Here is an 18793-nt window from a genome sequence, read left to right on the forward strand (position 1 = left end):
TCAGCGGCGACGTCACCGCCACCCGCAGCCCCGAGTACCGTTCCAGGCGGACCTGGGTCTACGGGTGCTGCCCCGGGCCGTCGGAATGGGGTACGAGGCGCGTCGGCGAGAGAGCGGTGTCCTCCTCGCCCGGTTCCAGAAGGGTGGCGGCGGCGCCCACGATGAGGGGGTCCGGCTTGCCGACCGCGTCGGGGTCCTTCGCCGTGTAGTCGACGCGGGCGAGGAGGCTGCGCATGGCCTCGAGACGGGCCCGGCGCTTGTCGTTGCTCTTGACCACGGTCCAGGGCGCGTGCGCGGTGTCGGTCGCGCGGAACATGTCGATCTTCGCCGTGGTGTAGTCGTCCCAGCGGTCGAGTGAGTCGATGTCCGTGGGCGACAGCTTCCACTGGCGCACCGGGTCGACCTGCCGGATGGCGAAGCGGGTGCGCTGCTCGGCGCGGGAGACGGAGAACCAGAACTTGACCACGATGACGCCGTCGTCGACGAGCATCTCCTCGAAGGCCGGGCACTGCTTCAGGAAGAGTTCGTACTCCGGCGGGGTGCAGAAACCCATGACGCGTTCGACGCCCGCCCGGTTGTACCAGGAGCGGTCGAAGAACACGAGTTCGCCGGGCCCGGGCAGGTGGGCCACGTAGCGCTGGAAGTACCACTGCCCCCGCTCGCGGTCCGTGGGCTTGTCCAGGGCGACGATGCGCGCGCCACGCGGGTTGAGGCGCTCGGTGAACCGCTGGATGGTGCCGCCCTTGCCGGCCGCGTCGCGTCCCTCGCACACGACCACGACGCGGGCGCCGGTGTCCTTGGTCCACCGCTGGAGTTTCAGCAGCTCGATCTGCAGGATGCGCTTGGTCCGCTCGTACTCCCTGCGCCGGATCCTGCGGTCGTACGGGTAGTTCTCGCGCCAGGTCTTTATCGGCTCGCCCGCGTCGTCGAGCAGGACGGGCTGTTCCGGCCTGCTCGTGTCGACGGTCAGGCCGTCCAGAAGCTGCTTCTCCAACCGGTCACGGTCCATCCGGCCAAGCCTGTCACCCGTTCGCCCCCCGCGCCACCAGGTGGCGCGTGGGGCGTGCGCCGCGACGGGGTGCGGGCGCACCGCCCCCCGGGAGCGGACGCACCCGCACACGAAAGTAAGGTGAACCTAACAGTGCCAGGTCAGCGCCCCGCTGCCGCGCCCCCATGAGGTACGGAGAACCCCTTGTCGAACGCCGTGACCGAGGCCGCCCCCGTCGGCAACGGGGGCCCACTGGCCGGAGCCGTGCCCCTGGAGTCGGCCGAGCAGTTGCGCGAGATCCTGGGCGAACCGTGGCCCATCGTGATCGAGAAGGTCCACGACGAGCTGACCGAGGCCGATGTCGACCTGCTGGCCCGCTCGCCGTTCTGCGCCGTGTCCACCTCGGACGCCGACGGGAACTGTGACACGTCCCCGCGGGGCGGCGAGGCCGGATTCACCCGGGTCCTGGACGCGCGGACGCTCGTGATGCCCGACCTGCCGGGCAACCGGCGCGGGGACAGCTTCCACAACATCCTGGTCAACCCGCACGTGGGCCTGCTGTACCTGATACCGGGCGCCATGACGGTGCTGCGGATCAACGGCCGGGCCCGGATCCTCACGGACGCTCCGGTCTTCGACGAGATGAAGGTCAAGGGCAGGCGCCCCGACCTCGCCCTGGTCGTGGACATCGACGAGATATACCCGCACTGCCCGGCATCGCTCAAGCGTTCGGGTGTGTGGTCACCGGAGACGTGGGAGGAGCGGCCCGCGCGCGGAGCCGCCGCCCGGTGAGCTGACCCCCCCGGGGCCGAGCAGGCTCCGGAGGCGGGACGGGCCGCTCGCGGCTCCGGGCCCTCAGAACCCGCCGCCCCCGTCGAATCCGCCGCCTCCGCCGAAACCACCGCCGTCACCGAAGCCGCCGCCGTCTCCGAACCCGCCGAAGCCGGAGGAGTCGAAGTCGGACCCGGACACGTCTCCGCCGCTCCAGTCGCCTCCGCCGAAGTCGCCTCCGCCGTACTCGGCCGCGTAGGCCGGGGTGGAGAGCGCGGAGCCCAGCACGGTGCCGATCAGGAGGCCGGGCAGCAGACCACCGCCGAAGTAGCCTCCGGCCCAGGGGCCGTAGGCCGGGCCGGCCTCCCAGTACGGGCGGCGGCGGCCGTCGCCGACGTCGACCGTGCGGCTCATCGGGTCGTCGCCCTCCCGCAGCCGCGTCCGGTCGGCGCCGCAGACCGGGACCTCACGCGCCGCTCCGCCGACCGGGGTCCACATGACGTCGGCGACCGAGGGCCCGTGACGCGGGTCGAAGAAGCAGGGCGGCCGGCGAGCCGGCAGTTCATGGTGCTTGCGCCGTGCGTCCAGGACGGCGAGGGAGAACCGCCCGTCCTCCAGGGCCTTGGTGACTCCGCGCACGTCGGAGGGGTGGTGGGCGTTGCCCATGCGGGCCTTGGCGTCCTCGTAGGAGTCCAGCGCGCGTTCGTAGTCGGCGCGCATCGCGTCGGTGGCACCCGCCTCCCCCGGTTTGAAGTCCAGCCGGTCCAGCGTCTCGCCGTACGCCGTGATGTCCTCGTCCACGACGACGCGCAGCCGTTCGAGAGCGACCCGCTCCTCCTCCTCCTTGCGCCTCCTGTTCCGGCGGACGACCGTGAACGCGATGGCTCCACCGGCCACGACGACGCCGCCCAGGACGATCAGGCCTGCCGCGGGTGCGCCGCTCGCGGAGCCGTCCCCGGCGCTGCCGCCGGACCAGGAGGCCGGGGCGCTGCCCCTGGCCTGGTCGAGCGCACTGTCGACGAAGGCGTTGAGCTGGGTCGCGGCGTCGGTGTCCGTTCCGGGGGCCTTCACGGCCGTGGTGAGGTTCTGCACGGCCCGGGTCGGCATCACCTGGGGGTCCGCGCCCGCGCTGAACCCGTCGCCGAGGCGCACCGCGTAGACGCCCGTGATCCCGGTGTCGCTGCGCAGGTTCCGCAGGAGGTTGTCGGGCGGGAACTGGGACGTCGCGGGCAGCACGGCCACGAAGACCGGCTTGTCGGCGTCCTTGATCTTCTTCTCCAGGGCGGCCTCCTGCGAGGCCGTGAGCTGGCCGGCAGCCGCCGGGTCCACGTAGACCGGGCCCTGGCGCAGCGCGCGGGCCGCGTCGTCGATGGTGGAGGTGGCGGCCTGGGCGGCCGGGGACAGGGCCAGCACGGCCGCCGAGAGAATCAGCAGCAGGCAGGCCCACAAGGGGGCGAACAGCCTCTTCCGCATACTCCGAAAGTAACCCGAACGGGCGATGAATGCGTCGCCCGCCCGGGTCCCCTTCGTGCTGTTACGCGGCTTCGTGCCGTTACACGGCGCGGTACGCCGCGCGGAGCTTCGCCACCGCACCGGTCAGGTCACCGGTGAGCAGCAGGTGGTCGGCCTCGGCGAACGGCTTGGAGACCGCCGCTGTCAGCTTCCCGCCGGCCTTCTGCTGGACCAGCAGCCTCGCCCGGTCCACGATCTCCTTGCCCGCCGGGGTCCTCCCGAGGCCGGCGTGCTCGGCGAGCTGCGCGGCGAGGGCGAGTGCGGTGAGCGTCGCCTCGCCGCCGGACGGGACCTTCTTCAGGGTGGTCAGCCCCCAGCCGTAGGGGAACTGCGGGTCGTACGTCGCGTCGCCGACGTTGACCGGCAGCTGCGACTCCGACTTCGGCCAGGTCACCGGCAGCTGCCCGGTGAAGGCCCGCTTGCCGTAGAGGACGTCGGCGACGCCGTCGCCCTCGGTGCCGGGCAGCCAGGACGCCACCAGTGCGTCGATGTCGCCGAGCCGGTCCCCGATGAGCTGGGGGCGGCCGGAGACGACGAGGACGGCGCACTTCATCGCGGCGCAGACCGTGTCGACGGCCCTCTTGTCGGCGTCGGTGAGCTCCAGGTCGTGACCGTTGCCCACGTCACCGATGCCCTCGGCGTAGGGCTTCTCGCCGACGACGACGATTCCGGCGTCGTACCCCTCGGTCGGGGCCGAGGCGTCCTTGGAGAAGGTGGCCGAAGGGGTGTTCTTCTCGATGCCCTTCAGGATCGTCGTGCCCGTGGTGGTCGCGCCGGAGGCGCCCTGCCAGCTGATGGTCCAGCCGCCGGCCTGGTTGCCGAGGTCGTCGGCGTTGGAGCCGGCCACGTACACCTTCTGCGAGGCCTTGAGCGGGAGCACGGCTCCGTCGTTCTTCAGGAGCACCTGGGACTTGGCCGCCGCCTCCCGGGCGACCGCGCGGTGCGCGGCGGAGCCGACGTCATCCAGGTTCGACGTGTCGGCGTACGGCTTCTCGAAGAGGCCGAGGCGGAACTTCTGCGTCAGGATCCGGGAGACCGCGTCGTCGATCCGGGCCCGGCCGATCCGGCCGGCGGTGACCTCGTCCTGGAGCGTCTTCGTGAAGTCCTGGTACGCGGTCGGGACCATGATCATGTCGAGACCGGCGTTCACGGAGGTGCGGACGTCACTGGCGTAGTCACCGGGTATCTGGTCGATGGCCTGCCAGTCGCTGATGACGAAGCCCTCGAAGCCCATCCGGTCCTTGAGCACACCGTTGATCATCTCGGCGTTGGCGTGCATCTTCACGGGTCCGGCGTCGTCGCCGATGACGTCCAGCGAGGAGTAGGACGGCATGACGGTGCCGACGCCCCGCTTCACCGACTCGGCGAAGGGTGCGAGATGCACGGCCTCGAGTTCCTGGCGGGTGACCTTGGTGACCCCCTGGTCGATGGTGTACGAGCCGGTGGTGGACGAGCCGAACTCCGTACCGCCGTCGCCGACGAAGTGCTTGGCGCTGGCCAGGACCTTGTCGTTGCGGGCGAGGTCCTTGCCCGACGGGCTGCCCTGCATGCCGGTGATGACCGTCTCCATGGCCCCGACCAGGGCGGGGTCCTCACCGTACGCCTCGTAGGAACGGCCCCAGCGCTCGTCGCGGGTGACGCAGACGCAGGGGGCGAAGTCCCACGGGATGCCGGTGGCCCGCACCTCGTTGGCGGTGACGGCGCCCGTCCTGCCCGCGAGCTCCGGGTCGCGGCCCGCACCGATGCCGATGTTGTGCGGCATGATCGTCGAGCCGATCACGTTGTTGTGGCCGTGCACCGCGTCCACGCCGTAGATCAGCGGGATCTGGAAGCGGGTCGCCTGCGCGCGCAGCTGGTAGGCGTCGACCATCTTCGCCCAGGCCGCCGCCGTGTTCGGGGTCGGCACGGAGCCCCCGCCGGACAGCAGCGAGCCGAGGCCGTACGTGGCGATGTCGCCCTGCGAACGGAGCGCGTTGCGCTCGGCCTGGGTCATCTGCCCGGCCTTCTCGGCCGGGGACATGCGTGACAGCAGGTCCGCCACGCGCTTCTTCACGGGAAGCTTCGCGTCCTGGTAGGGCAGCCCGTGGGCGTCGATGACGACCTGGGGGTTCTCCTTCGGCGCCTTGGCGCCGGTGACGGTGAGCTCCAGCGGGATCGTCTCCGCCGGCTCGGCCCCCCGGTCCTCGGTGGTGGCCACGGAGACCGTGTGTGCGGTGCCGGAGGCGGTGCCCGCGGGGAAGGTGTGCGTGCCGGTGACCGGTGTGTAGTCCTTGCCGGGTTCCGCGCTGCCGCCCTTGGTGGTCCAGGCGACGGTGACGGGCTCCTCGGTGGGCAGGGAACCGGTGGTCGCGACGGAGATCCTGATGTCGGCCCTGCCGCCCTCGGTGACCGGGTGGACGGCGTTGTCGACCACGACGCCCGACTTCAGGGCCGGGTCGGCCTTGCCGTACAGCTCGACCGCGTCCATGGCGAAGGAACCGGGGGCGCCGGTCGGGAGGGTGACGGCGTAGCCCCACATCTCGTTCAGGCCGAGGACCTGGTCGATGCCGCCGACGGGCTGGTAGTCGGTCCGGTAGACGAAGTCCGCGAAGGGGATCTCGACCTGGTGCCAGCCCTCCCAGTCGTCGGTGAAGGACGTCGTCCACAGCTCGGAGGCGCCGCCGTTCGCCCCGCCGTCCTTGATCTCGAAGTTGATCCGCTTGCCCGAACCGGGCGGCAGGGGCGCGGTGTTCTGCCCGTACCACCAGAAGCGGATGCCCTTGTGCGCGGTCCAGTCCTTCGGGGGCTGGTCGACGGCGAACTCGTGGCTGAGTCCTCCCCACGCGCTGATGTCGTAGGTGCCCTGGAGCACTTTGTCGCCCTCGGGGGCGTCGGCGCGCTCCTCGAACGTCAGGGCGGGGTGGTCGTCCGCGTCGCCGCCCCAGGTGAACAGGGAGTCGGCGGGCGGGTTACCGAGGGGGACCTCCCCCTCGAAGCGGTCGACGAGGACCGGTGCGGGCTCGTCGGCGTCGGCCGCCGCGCTGGGGACCGCCCCGGCGAGCAGCGAGGCGAGGACGGTGGCGGCGGCGAGCGCGGCCGTGGCCGGTCTCGCGCGGTGACGTGAGCGGTGGTGCGGCGTGCTGGGCATGGGCGGCTCTTCTCTGCTCAGGTGGCGGGTCGGCACGGGGCCGTCAGTCGGTGCGGGCGTTCCGGGTGAGCCGGATCGTGTCGCGGTACCACTTGGCGCTGTCCTTGAGCGTCCGCAGCTGCGTGTCGTAGTCGACGCGGACGATGCCGAACCGCTTGTCGTAGCCGTAGGCCCACTCGAAGTTGTCCATCAGCGACCAGGCGAAGTAGCCCCGGACGTCGGCGCCCTGCGCACGGGCTTCGGACACCGCCGCGATGTGGTCGGCGAGATAGGCGGTGCGGTCGGTGTCGGGTACGGAGCCGTCGGCGGCGACCGTGTCGTCGAAGGCGGCGCCGTTCTCGGTGATGACGGTCGGCAGCGCGTAGTCGCGCTGGAGCCGCAGCAGCAGGTCGGTGAGCTCGGTGGGGGTGATCTCCCAGTCCATGGCGGTGCGGGGCAGGTCGCGTTCGACGCCGCGCACGACGGGGAGGCCGTCGGCGTCCGTCGGCGATCCGTCCTCGGTCACTCCGGAGAACAGGGCGCCGCGGTAGAAGTTGACGCCGAGGACGTCGAGTGGCGTCGCGATGGCTTCCAGGTCGCCTTCCCGGACGGGCAGTTCGATGCCCTGGGCCGCGAGGTCGTCCACGATGTCCCCGGGGTAGCGGCCGTGGACGACCGGGTCGAGGTAGAGGCGGGTGCCCATGCCGTCGGCCCGGCGGCAGGCCTCCCGGTCGGCCTGGCTGCCGGTCTCCGGGGTCGCGGTGCCGAGGTTGAGGGTGATGCCGAGCTCCAGCGGGCGGCTCCCCGCCGCCTCACGCATCTGACGGGCGGCGAGGCCGTGGCCCAGCAACAGGTGGTGCACGGCCGACATGGCGTCACCCATGTCGCTGCGGCCGGGAGCGTGTGCCCCGTAGGCGTAGCCGAGCATCGCCGAGCACCACGGCTCGTTGAGGGTCGTCCAGTGCTCGACGCGGTCCCCCAGTGCCTCGTACGCGAGCATCGCGTACTCGGCGAACCGGAGGGCGGTGTCGCGGGCCGGCCAGCCGCCCGCGTCCTCCAGTTCCTGCGGCAGGTCCCAGTGGTAGAGCGTGACCCAGGGGGTGATGCCGCGGCCCCGGAGCTCGTCGGCCAGCCGCTTGTAGAAGTCGAGGCCCTTGGCGTTGGCGGGGCCCCGGCCGCCCGGCTGGATGCGCGGCCACGCGAGCGAGAAGCGGTAGGTGTCGACGCCGAGGCCGGCGATCAGCTCCACGTCCTCGGGCATCCGGTGGTAGTGGTCGCACGCCACGTCGCCGTGCTCCGCGTTGTGCACCGCGCCGGGGACACGGCAGAAGGTGTCCCAGATGGACGCGGTGCGGCCGTCCTCGGCGGCGGCGCCCTCGATCTGGTACGAGGAGGTGGCGACGCCCCATCGGAAGCCGGTGGGGAGTCCCTGGACGACGACGGGCTGCAGGCTGCTGCGGGGCGTGGCGAGGTTCATGTGTCTCCGTAACTCCGGTGTGCCGAGGGGGCGGTGGGCGAAGGGGCGGTCGGGTCAGTGGTGCAGCCAGCAGGCGACCTCGCGGTCCTGGGCGGCGTCCGGCGCGGCCAGGACCGGCACCCGCTCGGAACACGGCTCGAAGGCCCTGCCGCAGCGGGGGTGGAAGGCGCAGCCGGTGGGCATCGCGGACAGGTGCGGGGGCGAGCCCGGGATGCCCGTGAGTTCGCGGCGGGGGCCGTGCAGTGCGGGGAAGGAGTGCAGCAGGCCGTCGCTGTAGGGGTGGCGGGGGTCTCGGTAGATATCGGCCGCGTCCGCCTGCTCCACGATCCGGCCGCCGTACATGATCGCGATGCGGTCGGAGAATTCGATCAGCAGCGAGATGTCGTGGGTGATGAACACGACGGAGAAGGAGAGTTCCTCTCTCAGCCGCACGAGCCGGCGCAGAATCTGACGCTGCATCACCACATCCAGCGCGGTGGTCGGTTCGTCCATGATGACGATCTCGGGTTCGAGGGCGAGCGCCATCGCGATCATCACGCGCTGACGCATGCCGCCCGAGAGCTGGTGCGGGTAGGCGGCGAGCCGGTCGGCCGAGATCCCGACGAGCCTCAGCAGTTCCTCGGCCCGTGTGGTCCGTGCGGCGCGGCGCATGCCGGGGCGATGAGCCTTGAGCACGTCGGTGAGCTGGCTGTGGACGGTGTGCACCGGGTTGAGCGAGTTCATCGCGCCCTGGAACACGACGGACAGCTCCTGCCAGCGGAACGCGCGCAGCGCGTCCGGTGAGAGGCCGAGGATGTCGACGGGATCGGCACCCGGGCGGTGGTAGCGGACGTCGCCGCCGGTGATGACCCCGGGCGGGGAGAGCAGCCGGGTGACGGCGTAGGCCAGTGTGGACTTGCCTGATCCCGACTCGCCGGCCAGGCCCAGGACTTCACCGCGGTGCAGGGTGAGGTCGATGTCCCGCAGCGCGTGGACGCTGCCGGCGCCCGTGCCGTAGTCGACGTTCAGGCCGCTGACGGTGAGGATCGGCTCGGCGCTCATTCGGACTGCTCCTTGCTGGGCGGGCCGGGTACGCCGGCCGTACCGGCCTGCGTGGGCGCGGTGGTACGGGCCACGGGGGTGAAGCCGACCCGCATCCGCACCGTGCGGGAGGCACCCGTCGCCGTGCGCAGGCGCGGGTTGACGAACTCGTCGATGCCGAAGTTGATCAGTGCGAGCGCGGTGCCCAGCAGGGCGATGCAGAGGCCGGCGGGGACGAACCACCACCACGCGCCCTGGGCCAGGGCCTGGTTGGACTGGGCCCAGAACAGCACGGTGCCCCAGTTCCAGTGGGAGATGTCGGCGACCCCGATGAAGGCGAGGGTGATCTCCGAGAGGATCGCGAAGATGACGGTGCCGACGAAGCCGGACGCGATCACCGCGGTGAGGTTCGGCAGGACCTCGAAGAGGATGATCCGCCAGGTCGACTCGCCGGTGGCGCGGGACGCCTCGACGTAGTCGCGGCGCCTGAGCGACAGCGTCTGGGCGCGCAGGACGCGTGCGCCCCAGGCCCACGAGGTCAGGGCGATGACGGCGGCGATCAGCAGGTCGCCGGTGTCCTCGACGAAGCTCGCGATGATGATGATCAGCGGCAGCCCGGGAATGACCAGGAAGACGTTGGAGAGCATCGAGAGGAGCTCGTCGGCGGCGCCCCCGAGGAAGCCGGCGCTGACGCCGATCAGCACCGAGAGCACGGTGGCGAGGAATCCGGCGAGGAATCCGACGAGCAGCACCCCGCGGGTGCCGACGAGGATCTGGGAGAGGACGTCCTGCCCGGTGTGGGTGGTGCCGAACCAGTGCGCGCCGGACGGCGGCCGCAGCAGCTGGTCGCTCATGGCGTCCGGGTCGTACGGGGCGATCCAGGGGCCGATGACCGCGAGGACCAGGAAGAACACGAGGATCAGCAGCCCGGTGCGGGCCTTCCCGCCGCGCAGGAAGCGCAATCTCGCCCGGCCGGCGGCGGGCGCGGGCGGGTCGTCGAGTACGGCGACGTCGGTGGCTGCGACGGACATCGGCGTCAGGCCTCCTTGCGGGTGCGGGGGTCGAGGAGGGCGTAGGCCATGTCGGCCAGCAGGTTCGCGGCGAGCACCGAGAGCGTGATGACCAGGAAGACGCCTTGCATCAGGGGGTAGTCCTTCGCTCCGACGGCCTGGAGCAGCCGGAACCCGATGCCCGGGTAGTTGAAGACCATTTCGACCAGCAGCGTGCCGCTGACGATGAAGCCCAGCGAGAGGGCGAAGCCCGAGATGTTGGGCAGGACCGCGTTGCGGGCGGCGTAGGAGAACATCACCCGCCGCTCGGAGAGTCCCTTGGCCTGCGCCACCATGACGTAGTCCTCGGAGGAGACGGTCACCATCATGTTGCGCATGCCGAGGATCCAGCCGGCGACGGCGCTGAGCACGATCGTGATCCCGGGCAGCACACCGTGGTACAGGGCGCTGGAGACGAACGGCCAGTCGAAGGCCGGGACCAGGGAGTTGTCGTAGCCGCCCTCGAAGGGGAACAGCGGCCACTTCACCGCGAACAGCGAGATGGCGATGAGCCCCAGCCAGAAATAGGGCACGGACGAGATGAAGGTGGTGACGGGGAGCAGCCCGTCCAGCCAGGAGCCCCGCCGCCAGCCGCTGTAGACGCCGATGCCCGTGCCGAGCAGGAAGCTGATCAGCGTCGTGATGCCGACGAGGGCGAGGGTCCAGGGCAGCGCGTCGGAGAGCACCTCGCCGACCGGGGTCGGGAAGTAGGTGAAGGACAGGCCGAGGTCGCCGTCCAGCAGGCTCGACCAGTAGTCGGTGTACTGCGACCACAGCGACTGGTTCTCGTCGAGCCCGAACAGGGCCTTCAGCGAGGCGATCGCCGAGGTGTCGAGCTGGCCCTGGTAGCGGCTCATCAGCGCCTCGACCGGGTCGCCGGGCATGAGGCGCGGGATCAGGAAGTTGATGGTGATGGCGGCCCACGCGGTGACGGCGTAGAAGGCGAGGCGCTGGAGTATGTACTTCACTTCGCCGCCTCCTGGGCGGTGGTGCCGTCGTACAGCCAGCAGGCGGCCCACTGTCCGTCCGCCAGGTCGAAGCGCGGCGGCAGCTCGGTGCGGCAGCGCTCCATGGCCTTCGGGCAGCGGGGGTGGAAGCGGCAGCCGTCCGGCGGGGCGATCAGTGAGGGCGGCTCGCCGCTTCCGGCCTCCTCCTGGTCCTCGGCGTCGGCGGTCCGGTCCGGGTCGGGCGCGGAGGCGATCAGGAGCTGGGTGTAGGGGTGCGCGGGGTGCTGGGTGACGGTCTCGCTGTCGCCGCCCTCGACGATCCGGCCGGCGTACATCACCAGGGTGGTGTCCGCGAAGTAGCGGGCGGAGGCGATGTCGTGGGTGATGTAGAGGATCGCCAGGTGCAGGCGTTCCTTGAGGTCGCGCAGCAGGTTGAGGACGCCGAGCCGGATCGACACGTCGAGCATCGACACCGGCTCGTCCGCCAGGAGGACCTTCGGGTCGGCGCCGAGCGCGCGCGCGATCGCGACGCGCTGGCGCTGCCCTCCCGACAGCTCGTGCGGGAACGTGTCCAGGAACCGATGAGGAGGAGTCAGCTGGACGCGTTCGAGCAGGGCCGTCAGGTTCTTCTCCAGGTCCGCGTCCCCGTTCCCCGCCCGGCCGTGGATCCTCAGCGCCCGGGTGAGGTGGTAGCGCACGGTGTGCACCGGGTTGAGCGAGGCGAACGGGTCCTGGAAGATCAGCTGGACCTGTTTCACGTAACGGACGAAGGACCGGCCACGTCCGGCCTTCACCGCCGTGCCGCCCAGGTGTATCTCGCCCGCGGTGAGCGGGTACAGCTGGGCGAGCAGCCGTGCGACGGTGGACTTCCCGGAGCCCGACTCCCCCACCAGGGCCGTGACGGAGCCGCGCCGGAGCTTCAGCGAGACGTCGTCGACGGCGTGGACGGTGCGGCGTCTGCGGGCGAGCAGGTCGCCCGCCGTGCGGCGTACGGGGAAGTGCTTGGTGACTCCGCGTGCTTCGAGCACCACGTCGGTCGCCTTGCGCACGTCTGCGGACTGTTCGGTGGTCATGGTCGGTTCTTCCCCGTGCTTACTTGGCGGGCTTCAGGTTCAGCACGACTTCCAGCGCGTCGGGCTGGGTGTGCTGCGGGGCGGCGTAGGGGTCCTGCTCGGTCGGCCAGCCGGTCCAGTTCCTGGTCGAGTACTCGGCGCCGATGGGGGCCGCGGCCGTCGGGATGACGGGCGCCTGCTCGACCATGATCTTCTGGAGGGTGTTCATGGACGTGGTGCGGGCGGCGTCGTCGGTGGCGTTGGCGTACTCCTTGAGCGCGGCGGTGGCCTCGGGGCTCTTGAAGCGGCCGAAGTTGCCGAGCTGCGAGGTCTTGCCGACGGGCTGGAGGATCGCCCCGTCCATGATGTTCTGGTACATGTCGTACGGCGTGGCGCCGCTGTTGGTCCAGTGCAGGGTGGCGTCGAAGTTGCCGGTGGCGACGTCGGTACCCCAGGCCTCGGCGGTCTGCGTCTTGACCTTGGCCTCGATGCCCAGCTGCTTGATGTTGTCCTTGATGATGGAGAGCCCGGTGATGTAGTCGTTCCATCCGGCGGGGTCGGTGAAGGTCAGCTTCACCGGCTTGCCGCTCGGGTCCTTCAGTACGCCGCCGCTCAGCTCGAAGCCGGCCTCGTCGAGGACCTTCTTGGCCCCGGCGACGTCGGGCGCCGTGGTGGCGCTCTTGTACTCGGGCGCGAGGAAGGGCTCACCGGCGGGCAGCGGGATGCCCGTCGGGTTGCTGATCTCGGGGTAGAGGGTCGCCTGGGCCTGGATGTGGATCGCCTTGCGGTCCACGACCATGGCCATCGCCCTGCGCAGCGCGGGGTTGTCGAACGGCTTGCGGGCGGTGTTGAACCAGAGGCCGTGGATGCCGAGCCCGGACGGGAACCAGAGCTTGTGGTTCGCGGGGTCCTTGGCGACGTACAGCTGCTTGTAGTTCGGCATGAAGACGAACGACCACTCGACCTTGCCGTTGGCCAGTGCCGTGGTGGCCGCGCTGTTGTCGTTGTACGCGGTGTAGCGCAGCTCCTTGACCTTGGTCTTGCCCTTCCAGTAGGCGGGCGTCGCGGTCAGGGTGGTGGTCTGCGGGGTGAACGTCTTCAGCTTGTACGGGCCGGAGCCGACCGGGGTGCGGTTGGGCCAGGTCTCCGGGTTCTCGACCTTCTCCCAGATGTGCTTGGGCACGACGTAGGTGGTGATGATCTTGTTCTGGTTGACGAACTGCGATTCCTTGAAGGTCAGGACGACCTTCTCCCCCTCGACCGCGATGCCGTCGTACGGGATGCCGTTGCCGTTGAGCGCCGGGTGCTTCTTCAGCAGGTCGAAGGTGAACGCGACGTCGGCGGCGGTCAGCGGCTTGCCGTCGGCCCACGTGGCCCGTCCGTCGAGCGTGAAGGTGAGCTTGGTGAAGTTCGACTCCCAGTCCCAGGCGGTCGCCAGCCACGGGTCGGCCTTGTCGGTGGGGCGGATCTGGTTCGTCATCGCCAGCGGCTCGTAGATCATGTAGCGGTAGCCGAGGGTGGCGCTCGCCGAGGTGGCCAGGAACGGGTTGCTGTTGTTGGTCTGCGGTCCGTCCGGCTTGCCCAGGGTCAGCACTCCGGAGGCACCCGCACCGCCCCCCTTGTCGGCGCCCGAGTTGGCGGACGAGCAGCCCGCGGCGAGCGCGACCACGGCGGTGGCGACTGAGAGCGCTCTCAGAGTGTGACGACGGCGTACGGACATGGCGACTCCAGAGGGACTGCGGGACCGGGGCCCTGCGGGGTGGTCAGCGCGCGACGCGCCGGATGCGGGTGGTGCGGGTGCCGGGCGGGGGCCGGCGGGGTCGGGGATGCGGGCAGGTGACCGGCGGGGCCGGGGACCTCTACGGCGCCGAGTGGCGCACGACCAGTTCGGTGGGCAGCACGACCGGTCCGTCCGGTACGCCGGTGCCGCCGAGGCGGGAGAGCAGCAGGCGGGCCGCCGCCTCGCCCATCTGCCGCGTGGGCTGATGCACGGTGGTCAGCGGCGGTTCGGTGTGTTCGGCCATCGGGATGTCGTCGAAGCCGACCACCGCGATGTCCTCGGGCACGCGGCGGCCGGCGGCACGCAGAGCCCGCAGGACACCCACCGCGCTGATGTCGTTCAGGGCGAAGACGGAGTCGAAGTCCACACCGTCCGCGAGGAGTTCCTCCACGGCGAGACGGCCGCGCCGCTCGGTGAAGTCGCCGTCGACGACCAGTTCGGTGGGCAGGACCGAACGGAAGCCGGCGAGCCGGTCGTTCACGCAGCCGAAGTGCCTGGGGCCTGTGACCACCAGGGGTCTGGTGCGGCCGGCGGCCCGCAGATGGCGGGCGGCGGACGCGCCCCCCTCGTGATTGGTGGTCACGACGGAGGGGAATTCCGGGTGGTGGCCCCGGTCGTCGATCAGCACGATCGGCAGGCCGGAGCGGTGCAGGACGGTGAGCCGGCCGAGGGTGTTCTCCGGCTCGACGACTACGAGTCCGTCGAAGGCCCGCGCCGACACCTGGGTGGTGAAGCGCTCGACGGACTCGGCACCCCGGTTGCAGGTGAAGAGGAGCAGCCCGTAGTCGGCCGCCTCGACGGTGTCGACGACTCCCTGGAGCACTTCGCCCATCCACGGCCAGGTGAGCGACGGCACGAGCATGCCGACCGTACGGCTGCTCCCGCGGGCCAGCCCCACGGCACCGGAGCTGGGCACGTAACCGAGGTGCGCGATCACTTCACGAACGCGGGCGGCCGTCGAACCGTCCACTTCGCCCTTGAGGTTGATGACACGCGACACGGTCGTCTTGCTGACACCGGCCTCGCGGGCGACATCGGCGATGGTGACGCGCAACGGAGCCTCCAGGGACAAGGCAGGACAGGGGGCGGGCGGGGTTCGGTACCGGTTCCGCAACCGGTACCGGAACCGGTACCGGCGTTGCGGCTGGAGTTAACCCCGCCGGAACAGGGGCGTCAATACGTCACGCCGAGATTGGTCCGTACCGCTGGTCGAAGCAGGTCCGCCAGAGCACTTGTTCACTTGTTGAACGGACGAGCCTCTTGACGCGGACACGTAAGAGCAGTTCACTCACGGCTCGTTCGACGGCACTTCCCCCACGCCCCTGCCGAGAAAGGCAGCAGCCATGATTCGGACAAGCAGAGCGGCGAGAGTCCTCGTCGCGACGACGCTCGCGACCGCGGGCCTCGCCGGACTCTCCTCCGGTACCGCCCAGGCCGCCGGTGAGACCGTGAACATCGTGCTGACCACGACCGACGACTCCGGCGGCCGTCATGTCACCCGCGGCCTCCAGACCCAGACCCCGGTGACGTTCGGCGCCGGCAACGGCGGCCAGGGCACCAACATCACCGTCGACGAGAACACCCGCTATCAGACATTCACCGGCGGCGGCGCCTCGTTCACGGACACCGCGGCCTGGCTGATGAAGGGCAGCGGAGCGCTGAGCCAGGCGACCCGCGACGCGACGATGAAGAAACTCTTCTCGCCGACCGAGGGCATCGGGCTGTCCTTCGTACGCAACCCGATGGGCGGATCGGACCTCGCGCGTTTCGGATACACCTACGACGACATGCCGGCCGGGCAGACGGATCCGAATCTCGCCAACTTCTCGATCGCACACGATCTGCAGGACGTCCTGCCGCTCACCAAGCAGGCCGAGCAGCTCAACCCGGCTCTGACGACGGTCGCCTCACCCTGGACCGCACCCGCCTGGATGAAGGACAACGGGCAGCTCAACGGCGGCTGGCTGAAGGCCGAGAACTACGGTGCCTACGCGGACTACTTCGTGAAGTACCTCCAGGCGTGGAAGGACCAGGGCGTCCCGGTCGACTACGTCACCGCGCAGAACGAGCCGACCTGCTGCTCCGGCTACCCGTCGATGAGCTGGAACGGCTCGGGCCTCGCCTACTTCACCAAGAACGAACTGCTCCCGAAGCTCCAGTCGGCGGGCCTGGCCACCAAGGTGCTGGCGCACGACTGGAACTGGGACAGCTACGACGCGTACGCCGCCCCCACCGTCGACGACGCGGCCGTGCGCAACCACCCGAACTTCGGCGGGGTCGCCTGGCACGGCTACGGCGGCGACATCGCGAAGCAGACGGCCGTCCACAACCAGTACCCACAGCTGGACGCCTTCCAGACCGAGCACTCGGGCGGCACGTGGATCGCCGACCAGCAGCGCGAGGACATGCTCAACATCATCGACTACACCCGCAACTGGGCGAAGTCGGTCACCAAGTGGTCGCTGGCCGTCGACCAGAACCGCGGCCCGCACAACGGCGGCTGCGGCACCTGCGACGGGCTGGTCACCGTGCACAACGGGGACGGCAGGCACGGCCAGGTGGACTACACGATCGAGTACTACACGATGGGCCACCTGACGAAGTACGTCCGGCCGGGCGCCGCCCGGATAGCGTCGACGGGCAGTTCGGTGGTGCCCAACGTGGCGTGGCGCAACCCGGACGGCTCCAAGGCCCTGATCGCGTACAACGGTTCGGCGTCCGCGCAGCAGGTCACCGTCAACTGGGGCGGGCAGAAGTTCACCTACTCACTGCCCGGCCGCACGTCGGCGACCTTCACCTGGTCGGGCACCCAGTCGGGCTCGCCGGGCAGCGGGGGTTCGCTCACGGGCCTCGGCGGCAAGTGCCTCGACGCCACGGGCAACACCGGTGCGGACGGCACCCCGGTCCAGATCTGGGACTGCACCGGCGCGGCCAACCAGCGGTGGACGGTCTCCGGCGACGGCTCCGTGAAGGTGCTGGGCGCCTGCCTGGACGTCACCTCGGGCGCGACGGCCGACGGAACGAGGGTCCAGCTGTACACGTGCAACGGCTCGGGCGCCCAGCGCTGGACGTACGACGCCTCGACCGGGGACGTGGTCAACACGGCCTCGGGCAAGTGCCTGGACGTGGTGGACCGGTCGTCGGCGAACGGCGCGCGCGTCCAGATCTGGACGTGCACCGGAGCCGCCAACCAGAAGTGGCGGCTCCAGTAGGAGGGCCCGTCAGTCGGTGGGCTCGACGCCGGCACGCAGCAGGCCGTAGGTGTACGCGTCCTCCAGGGCCTGCCACGAAGCGGCGATGACGTTCTCGGCCACGCCGACCGTCGCCCAGTCACCGGTTCCGTCACCCGTGGTGATCAGCACCCGGGTGGTGGACTCGGTGCCTGTGCGGCCCTCCAGGATGCGGACCTTGTAGTCGATGAGCTCCAGCTTGGCCAGCTGCGGGTAGATCCGCTCCAGGCCGACGCGCAGCGCCCGGTCCAGGGCGTTGACCGGGCCGTTGCCCTCGGCCGTGGCGACGATGCGCTCGCCCTTGGCCCAGATCTTCACGGTGGCCTCGTTGGCGTGGGTGCCGTCGGGGCGGTCCTCGACGATCGCCCGCCAGGACTCGGTGCGGAAGTAGCGGCGGGACCTGCCGTCCACCTCGGCACGCAGCAGGAGTTCGAAGGAGGCGTCGGCCGCCTCGTAGGTGTAGCCCCTGAGTTCACGTTCCTTGACCCGCGCGACGACGCGGCCGACGAGCTCGCGGTCGTCCCCCAGGTCGATGCCGAGCTCCTTGCCCTTCAGCTCGATGGAGGCGCGGCCCGCCATGTCGGACACCAGCATGCGCATGGTGTTGCCGACCCGCTCGGGGTCGATGTGCTGGTAGAGGTCCGGGTCGACCTTGATCGCGGAGGCGTGGAGCCCGGCCTTGTGGGCGAAGGCGGACACTCCTACGTACGGCTGGTGGGTGGAGGGCGTCAGGTTCACGACCTCGGCGATGGCGTGGGAGACGCGGGTCATGTCGGCGAGCGCACCCTCGGGCAGGACGGTCTTGCCGTACTTGAGCTCCAGCGCGGCGACGACGGGGAAGAGGTTCGCGTTGCCGACCCGTTCGCCGTATCCGTTCGCGGTGCACTGCACGTGGGTGGCGCCCGCGTCCACGGCCGCCAGGGTGTTGGCGACGGCGCAGCCGGTGTCGTCCTGGGCGTGGATGCCGATCCGGGCGCCGGTGTCGGCGAGGACGGTGGAGACGACGGCCTGGACCTGGGCGGGGAGCATGCCGCCGTTGGTGTCGCAGAGGATGACCACGTCGGCGCCCGCCTCCGAGGCGGTGCGCACGACCGCCTTGGCGTACTCGGGGTTCGCGCGGTAGCCGTCGAAGAAGTGCTCGCAGTCGACGAAGACGCGGCGGCCCTGCTCGCGGAGGTGGGCGACGGTGTCGCGGACCATCTCCAGGTTCTCGTCGAGTGTGGTGCGCAGGGCCAGTTCCACATGCCGGTCGTGCGACTTCGCCACGAGCGTGATGACCGGGGCGCCCGAGTCCAGGAGGGCCCGGACCTGTGGGTCCTCGGCCGCCCTGCCGCCCGCCCTGCGGGTGGCCCCGAACGCGACGAGCCGGGCGTGCCGGAAGTCGATCTCCTGCTGGGCGCGGGCGAAGAACTCCGTGTCCCGCGGGTTGGCGCCGGGCCAGCCGCCCTCGATGAAGCCCACACCGAAGTCGTCCAGGTGTCGTGCGATGGTCAGCTTGTCGGCGACCGTCAGGTTGATGCCTTCACGCTGCGCACCGTCGCGCAGCGTGGTGTCGAAGACGTGGAACGTGTCATCGGGGGCCGTTGCCTTGGTGGTCATGCTGATCTGACTCCTGTCGGGTGGGCGGATCCGGACGAATCGGCTCCACTTGCCCCCATCATCTCGCGTGCCTCGCCCCGGCCGTGGTGTGGGCCGGAAAACGAAAAAACCCCTCGCGGGTGCGAGAGGTCTGCGCGCGGGTCTGGGGCACGATGTCCGTTCCGTACGTGGTGGTACGGGACGGTCACTGCGGACCGGCGCGCCTGCTGCCGATAATCATGGCGAACGAGGACACGCACGCAGTCTGGCACAGCGGAGCCCT

The 18793-nt window shown here is 70.5% G+C and carries 13 protein-coding genes; 2 read left to right on the top strand and 11 right to left on the bottom strand.

The window, feature by feature from the left end:
- Nucleotides 1-58 precede the first annotated feature (58 nt).
- The gene (gene ppk2 / locus OG206_RS09395; RefSeq protein ID WP_327114200.1) at nucleotides 59-1009 is read right to left on the bottom strand and encodes a polyphosphate kinase 2; all 951 of its coding nucleotides are present in this window, start codon (nucleotides 1007-1009) and stop codon (nucleotides 59-61) included.
- 183 nt (nucleotides 1010-1192) lie between these two features.
- Between ppk2 and OG206_RS09400 the strand changes: the two genes are divergently transcribed.
- Nucleotides 1193-1780, top strand: a complete 588-nt coding sequence (locus OG206_RS09400; RefSeq protein ID WP_327114202.1) for an MSMEG_1061 family FMN-dependent PPOX-type flavoprotein — start codon at nucleotides 1193-1195, stop codon at nucleotides 1778-1780.
- Nucleotides 1781-1843: 63 nt separating this feature from the next.
- Here OG206_RS09400 and OG206_RS09405 read toward each other — a convergent pair whose 3' ends face one another.
- The 9 genes from OG206_RS09405 to OG206_RS09445 all read right to left on the bottom strand — a co-directional run bounded on the left by OG206_RS09405 (nucleotide 1844) and on the right by OG206_RS09445 (nucleotide 14756).
- Nucleotides 1844-3232 (bottom strand): hypothetical protein, encoded by a 1389-nt coding sequence (locus tag OG206_RS09405; protein ID WP_327114204.1) that lies wholly within the window; start codon nucleotides 3230-3232, stop codon nucleotides 1844-1846.
- 79 nt (nucleotides 3233-3311) lie between these two features.
- Nucleotides 3312-6398 carry a glycoside hydrolase family 3 N-terminal domain-containing protein gene (locus tag OG206_RS09410; protein WP_327114206.1) on the bottom strand — a complete coding sequence of 1029 codons (3087 nt, stop codon included), beginning with the start codon at nucleotides 6396-6398 and terminating at the stop codon, nucleotides 3312-3314.
- 43 nt (nucleotides 6399-6441) lie between these two features.
- Nucleotides 6442-7854, bottom strand: a complete 1413-nt coding sequence (locus OG206_RS09415; RefSeq protein ID WP_327114208.1) for a GH1 family beta-glucosidase — start codon at nucleotides 7852-7854, stop codon at nucleotides 6442-6444.
- 54 nt (nucleotides 7855-7908) lie between these two features.
- Nucleotides 7909-8895, bottom strand: a complete 987-nt coding sequence (locus OG206_RS09420; protein WP_327114210.1) for an ABC transporter ATP-binding protein — start codon at nucleotides 8893-8895, stop codon at nucleotides 7909-7911.
- Complete coding sequence (locus OG206_RS09425) at nucleotides 8892-9905, bottom strand: ABC transporter permease (protein ID WP_327114212.1); 1014 nt, start codon at nucleotides 9903-9905, stop codon at nucleotides 8892-8894. Before OG206_RS09425 ends, OG206_RS09420 begins: the two co-directional genes overlap by 4 nt.
- Before the next feature lie 5 nt (nucleotides 9906-9910).
- Complete coding sequence (locus OG206_RS09430; protein WP_327114214.1) at nucleotides 9911-10891, bottom strand: ABC transporter permease; 981 nt, start codon at nucleotides 10889-10891, stop codon at nucleotides 9911-9913.
- The gene (locus tag OG206_RS09435; protein WP_327114216.1) at nucleotides 10888-11943 is read right to left on the bottom strand and encodes an ABC transporter ATP-binding protein; all 1056 of its coding nucleotides are present in this window, start codon (nucleotides 11941-11943) and stop codon (nucleotides 10888-10890) included. Before OG206_RS09435 ends, OG206_RS09430 begins: the two co-directional genes overlap by 4 nt.
- A gap of 19 nt (nucleotides 11944-11962) precedes the next feature.
- The gene (locus tag OG206_RS09440) at nucleotides 11963-13642 is read right to left on the bottom strand and encodes an ABC transporter substrate-binding protein (protein WP_327114218.1); all 1680 of its coding nucleotides are present in this window, start codon (nucleotides 13640-13642) and stop codon (nucleotides 11963-11965) included.
- A 139-nt stretch (nucleotides 13643-13781) separates the two neighbouring features.
- Nucleotides 13782-14756: a LacI family DNA-binding transcriptional regulator gene (locus OG206_RS09445; RefSeq protein ID WP_327114220.1), complete on the bottom strand. Its 975-nt coding sequence runs from the start codon at nucleotides 14754-14756 to the stop codon at nucleotides 13782-13784.
- A gap of 289 nt (nucleotides 14757-15045) precedes the next feature.
- Between OG206_RS09445 and OG206_RS09450 the strand changes: the two genes are divergently transcribed.
- Complete coding sequence (locus OG206_RS09450; RefSeq protein ID WP_327114222.1) at nucleotides 15046-16914, top strand: lectin; 1869 nt, start codon at nucleotides 15046-15048, stop codon at nucleotides 16912-16914.
- A 9-nt stretch (nucleotides 16915-16923) separates the two neighbouring features.
- Here the strand turns inward: OG206_RS09450 and cimA are convergent, their stop codons facing one another.
- Nucleotides 16924-18531, bottom strand: coding sequence for a citramalate synthase (gene cimA, locus OG206_RS09455; protein WP_327114224.1), 1608 nt, complete (start codon nucleotides 18529-18531; stop codon nucleotides 16924-16926).
- Nucleotides 18532-18793 lie beyond the last annotated feature (262 nt).

This window comes from Streptomyces sp. NBC_01341 (assembly GCF_035946055.1).
Classification (GTDB): domain Bacteria; phylum Actinomycetota; class Actinomycetes; order Streptomycetales; family Streptomycetaceae; genus Streptomyces.

Excerpts from the sequence above, each read along its gene's own strand:
- OG206_RS09435 (WP_327114216.1), bottom strand. The coding sequence starts at position 11,943 with ATGACCACCGAACAGTCCGCAGACGTGCGCAAGGCGACCGACGTGGTG.
- OG206_RS09415 (WP_327114208.1), bottom strand. The coding sequence starts at position 7,854 with ATGAACCTCGCCACGCCCCGCAGCAGCCTGCAGCCCGTCGTCGTCCAG.
- cimA (WP_327114224.1), bottom strand. The coding sequence starts at position 18,531 with ATGACCACCAAGGCAACGGCCCCCGATGACACGTTCCACGTCTTCGAC.
- ppk2 (WP_327114200.1), bottom strand. The coding sequence starts at position 1,009 with ATGGACCGTGACCGGTTGGAGAAGCAGCTTCTGGACGGCCTGACCGTC.
- OG206_RS09440 (WP_327114218.1), bottom strand. The coding sequence starts at position 13,642 with ATGTCCGTACGCCGTCGTCACACTCTGAGAGCGCTCTCAGTCGCCACC.
- OG206_RS09405 (WP_327114204.1), bottom strand. The coding sequence starts at position 3,232 with ATGCGGAAGAGGCTGTTCGCCCCCTTGTGGGCCTGCCTGCTGCTGATT.
- OG206_RS09450 (WP_327114222.1), top strand. The coding sequence starts at position 15,046 with ATGATTCGGACAAGCAGAGCGGCGAGAGTCCTCGTCGCGACGACGCTC.
- OG206_RS09410 (WP_327114206.1), bottom strand. The coding sequence starts at position 6,398 with ATGCCCAGCACGCCGCACCACCGCTCACGTCACCGCGCGAGACCGGCC.
- OG206_RS09420 (WP_327114210.1), bottom strand. The coding sequence starts at position 8,895 with ATGAGCGCCGAGCCGATCCTCACCGTCAGCGGCCTGAACGTCGACTAC.
- OG206_RS09425 (WP_327114212.1), bottom strand. The coding sequence starts at position 9,905 with ATGTCCGTCGCAGCCACCGACGTCGCCGTACTCGACGACCCGCCCGCG.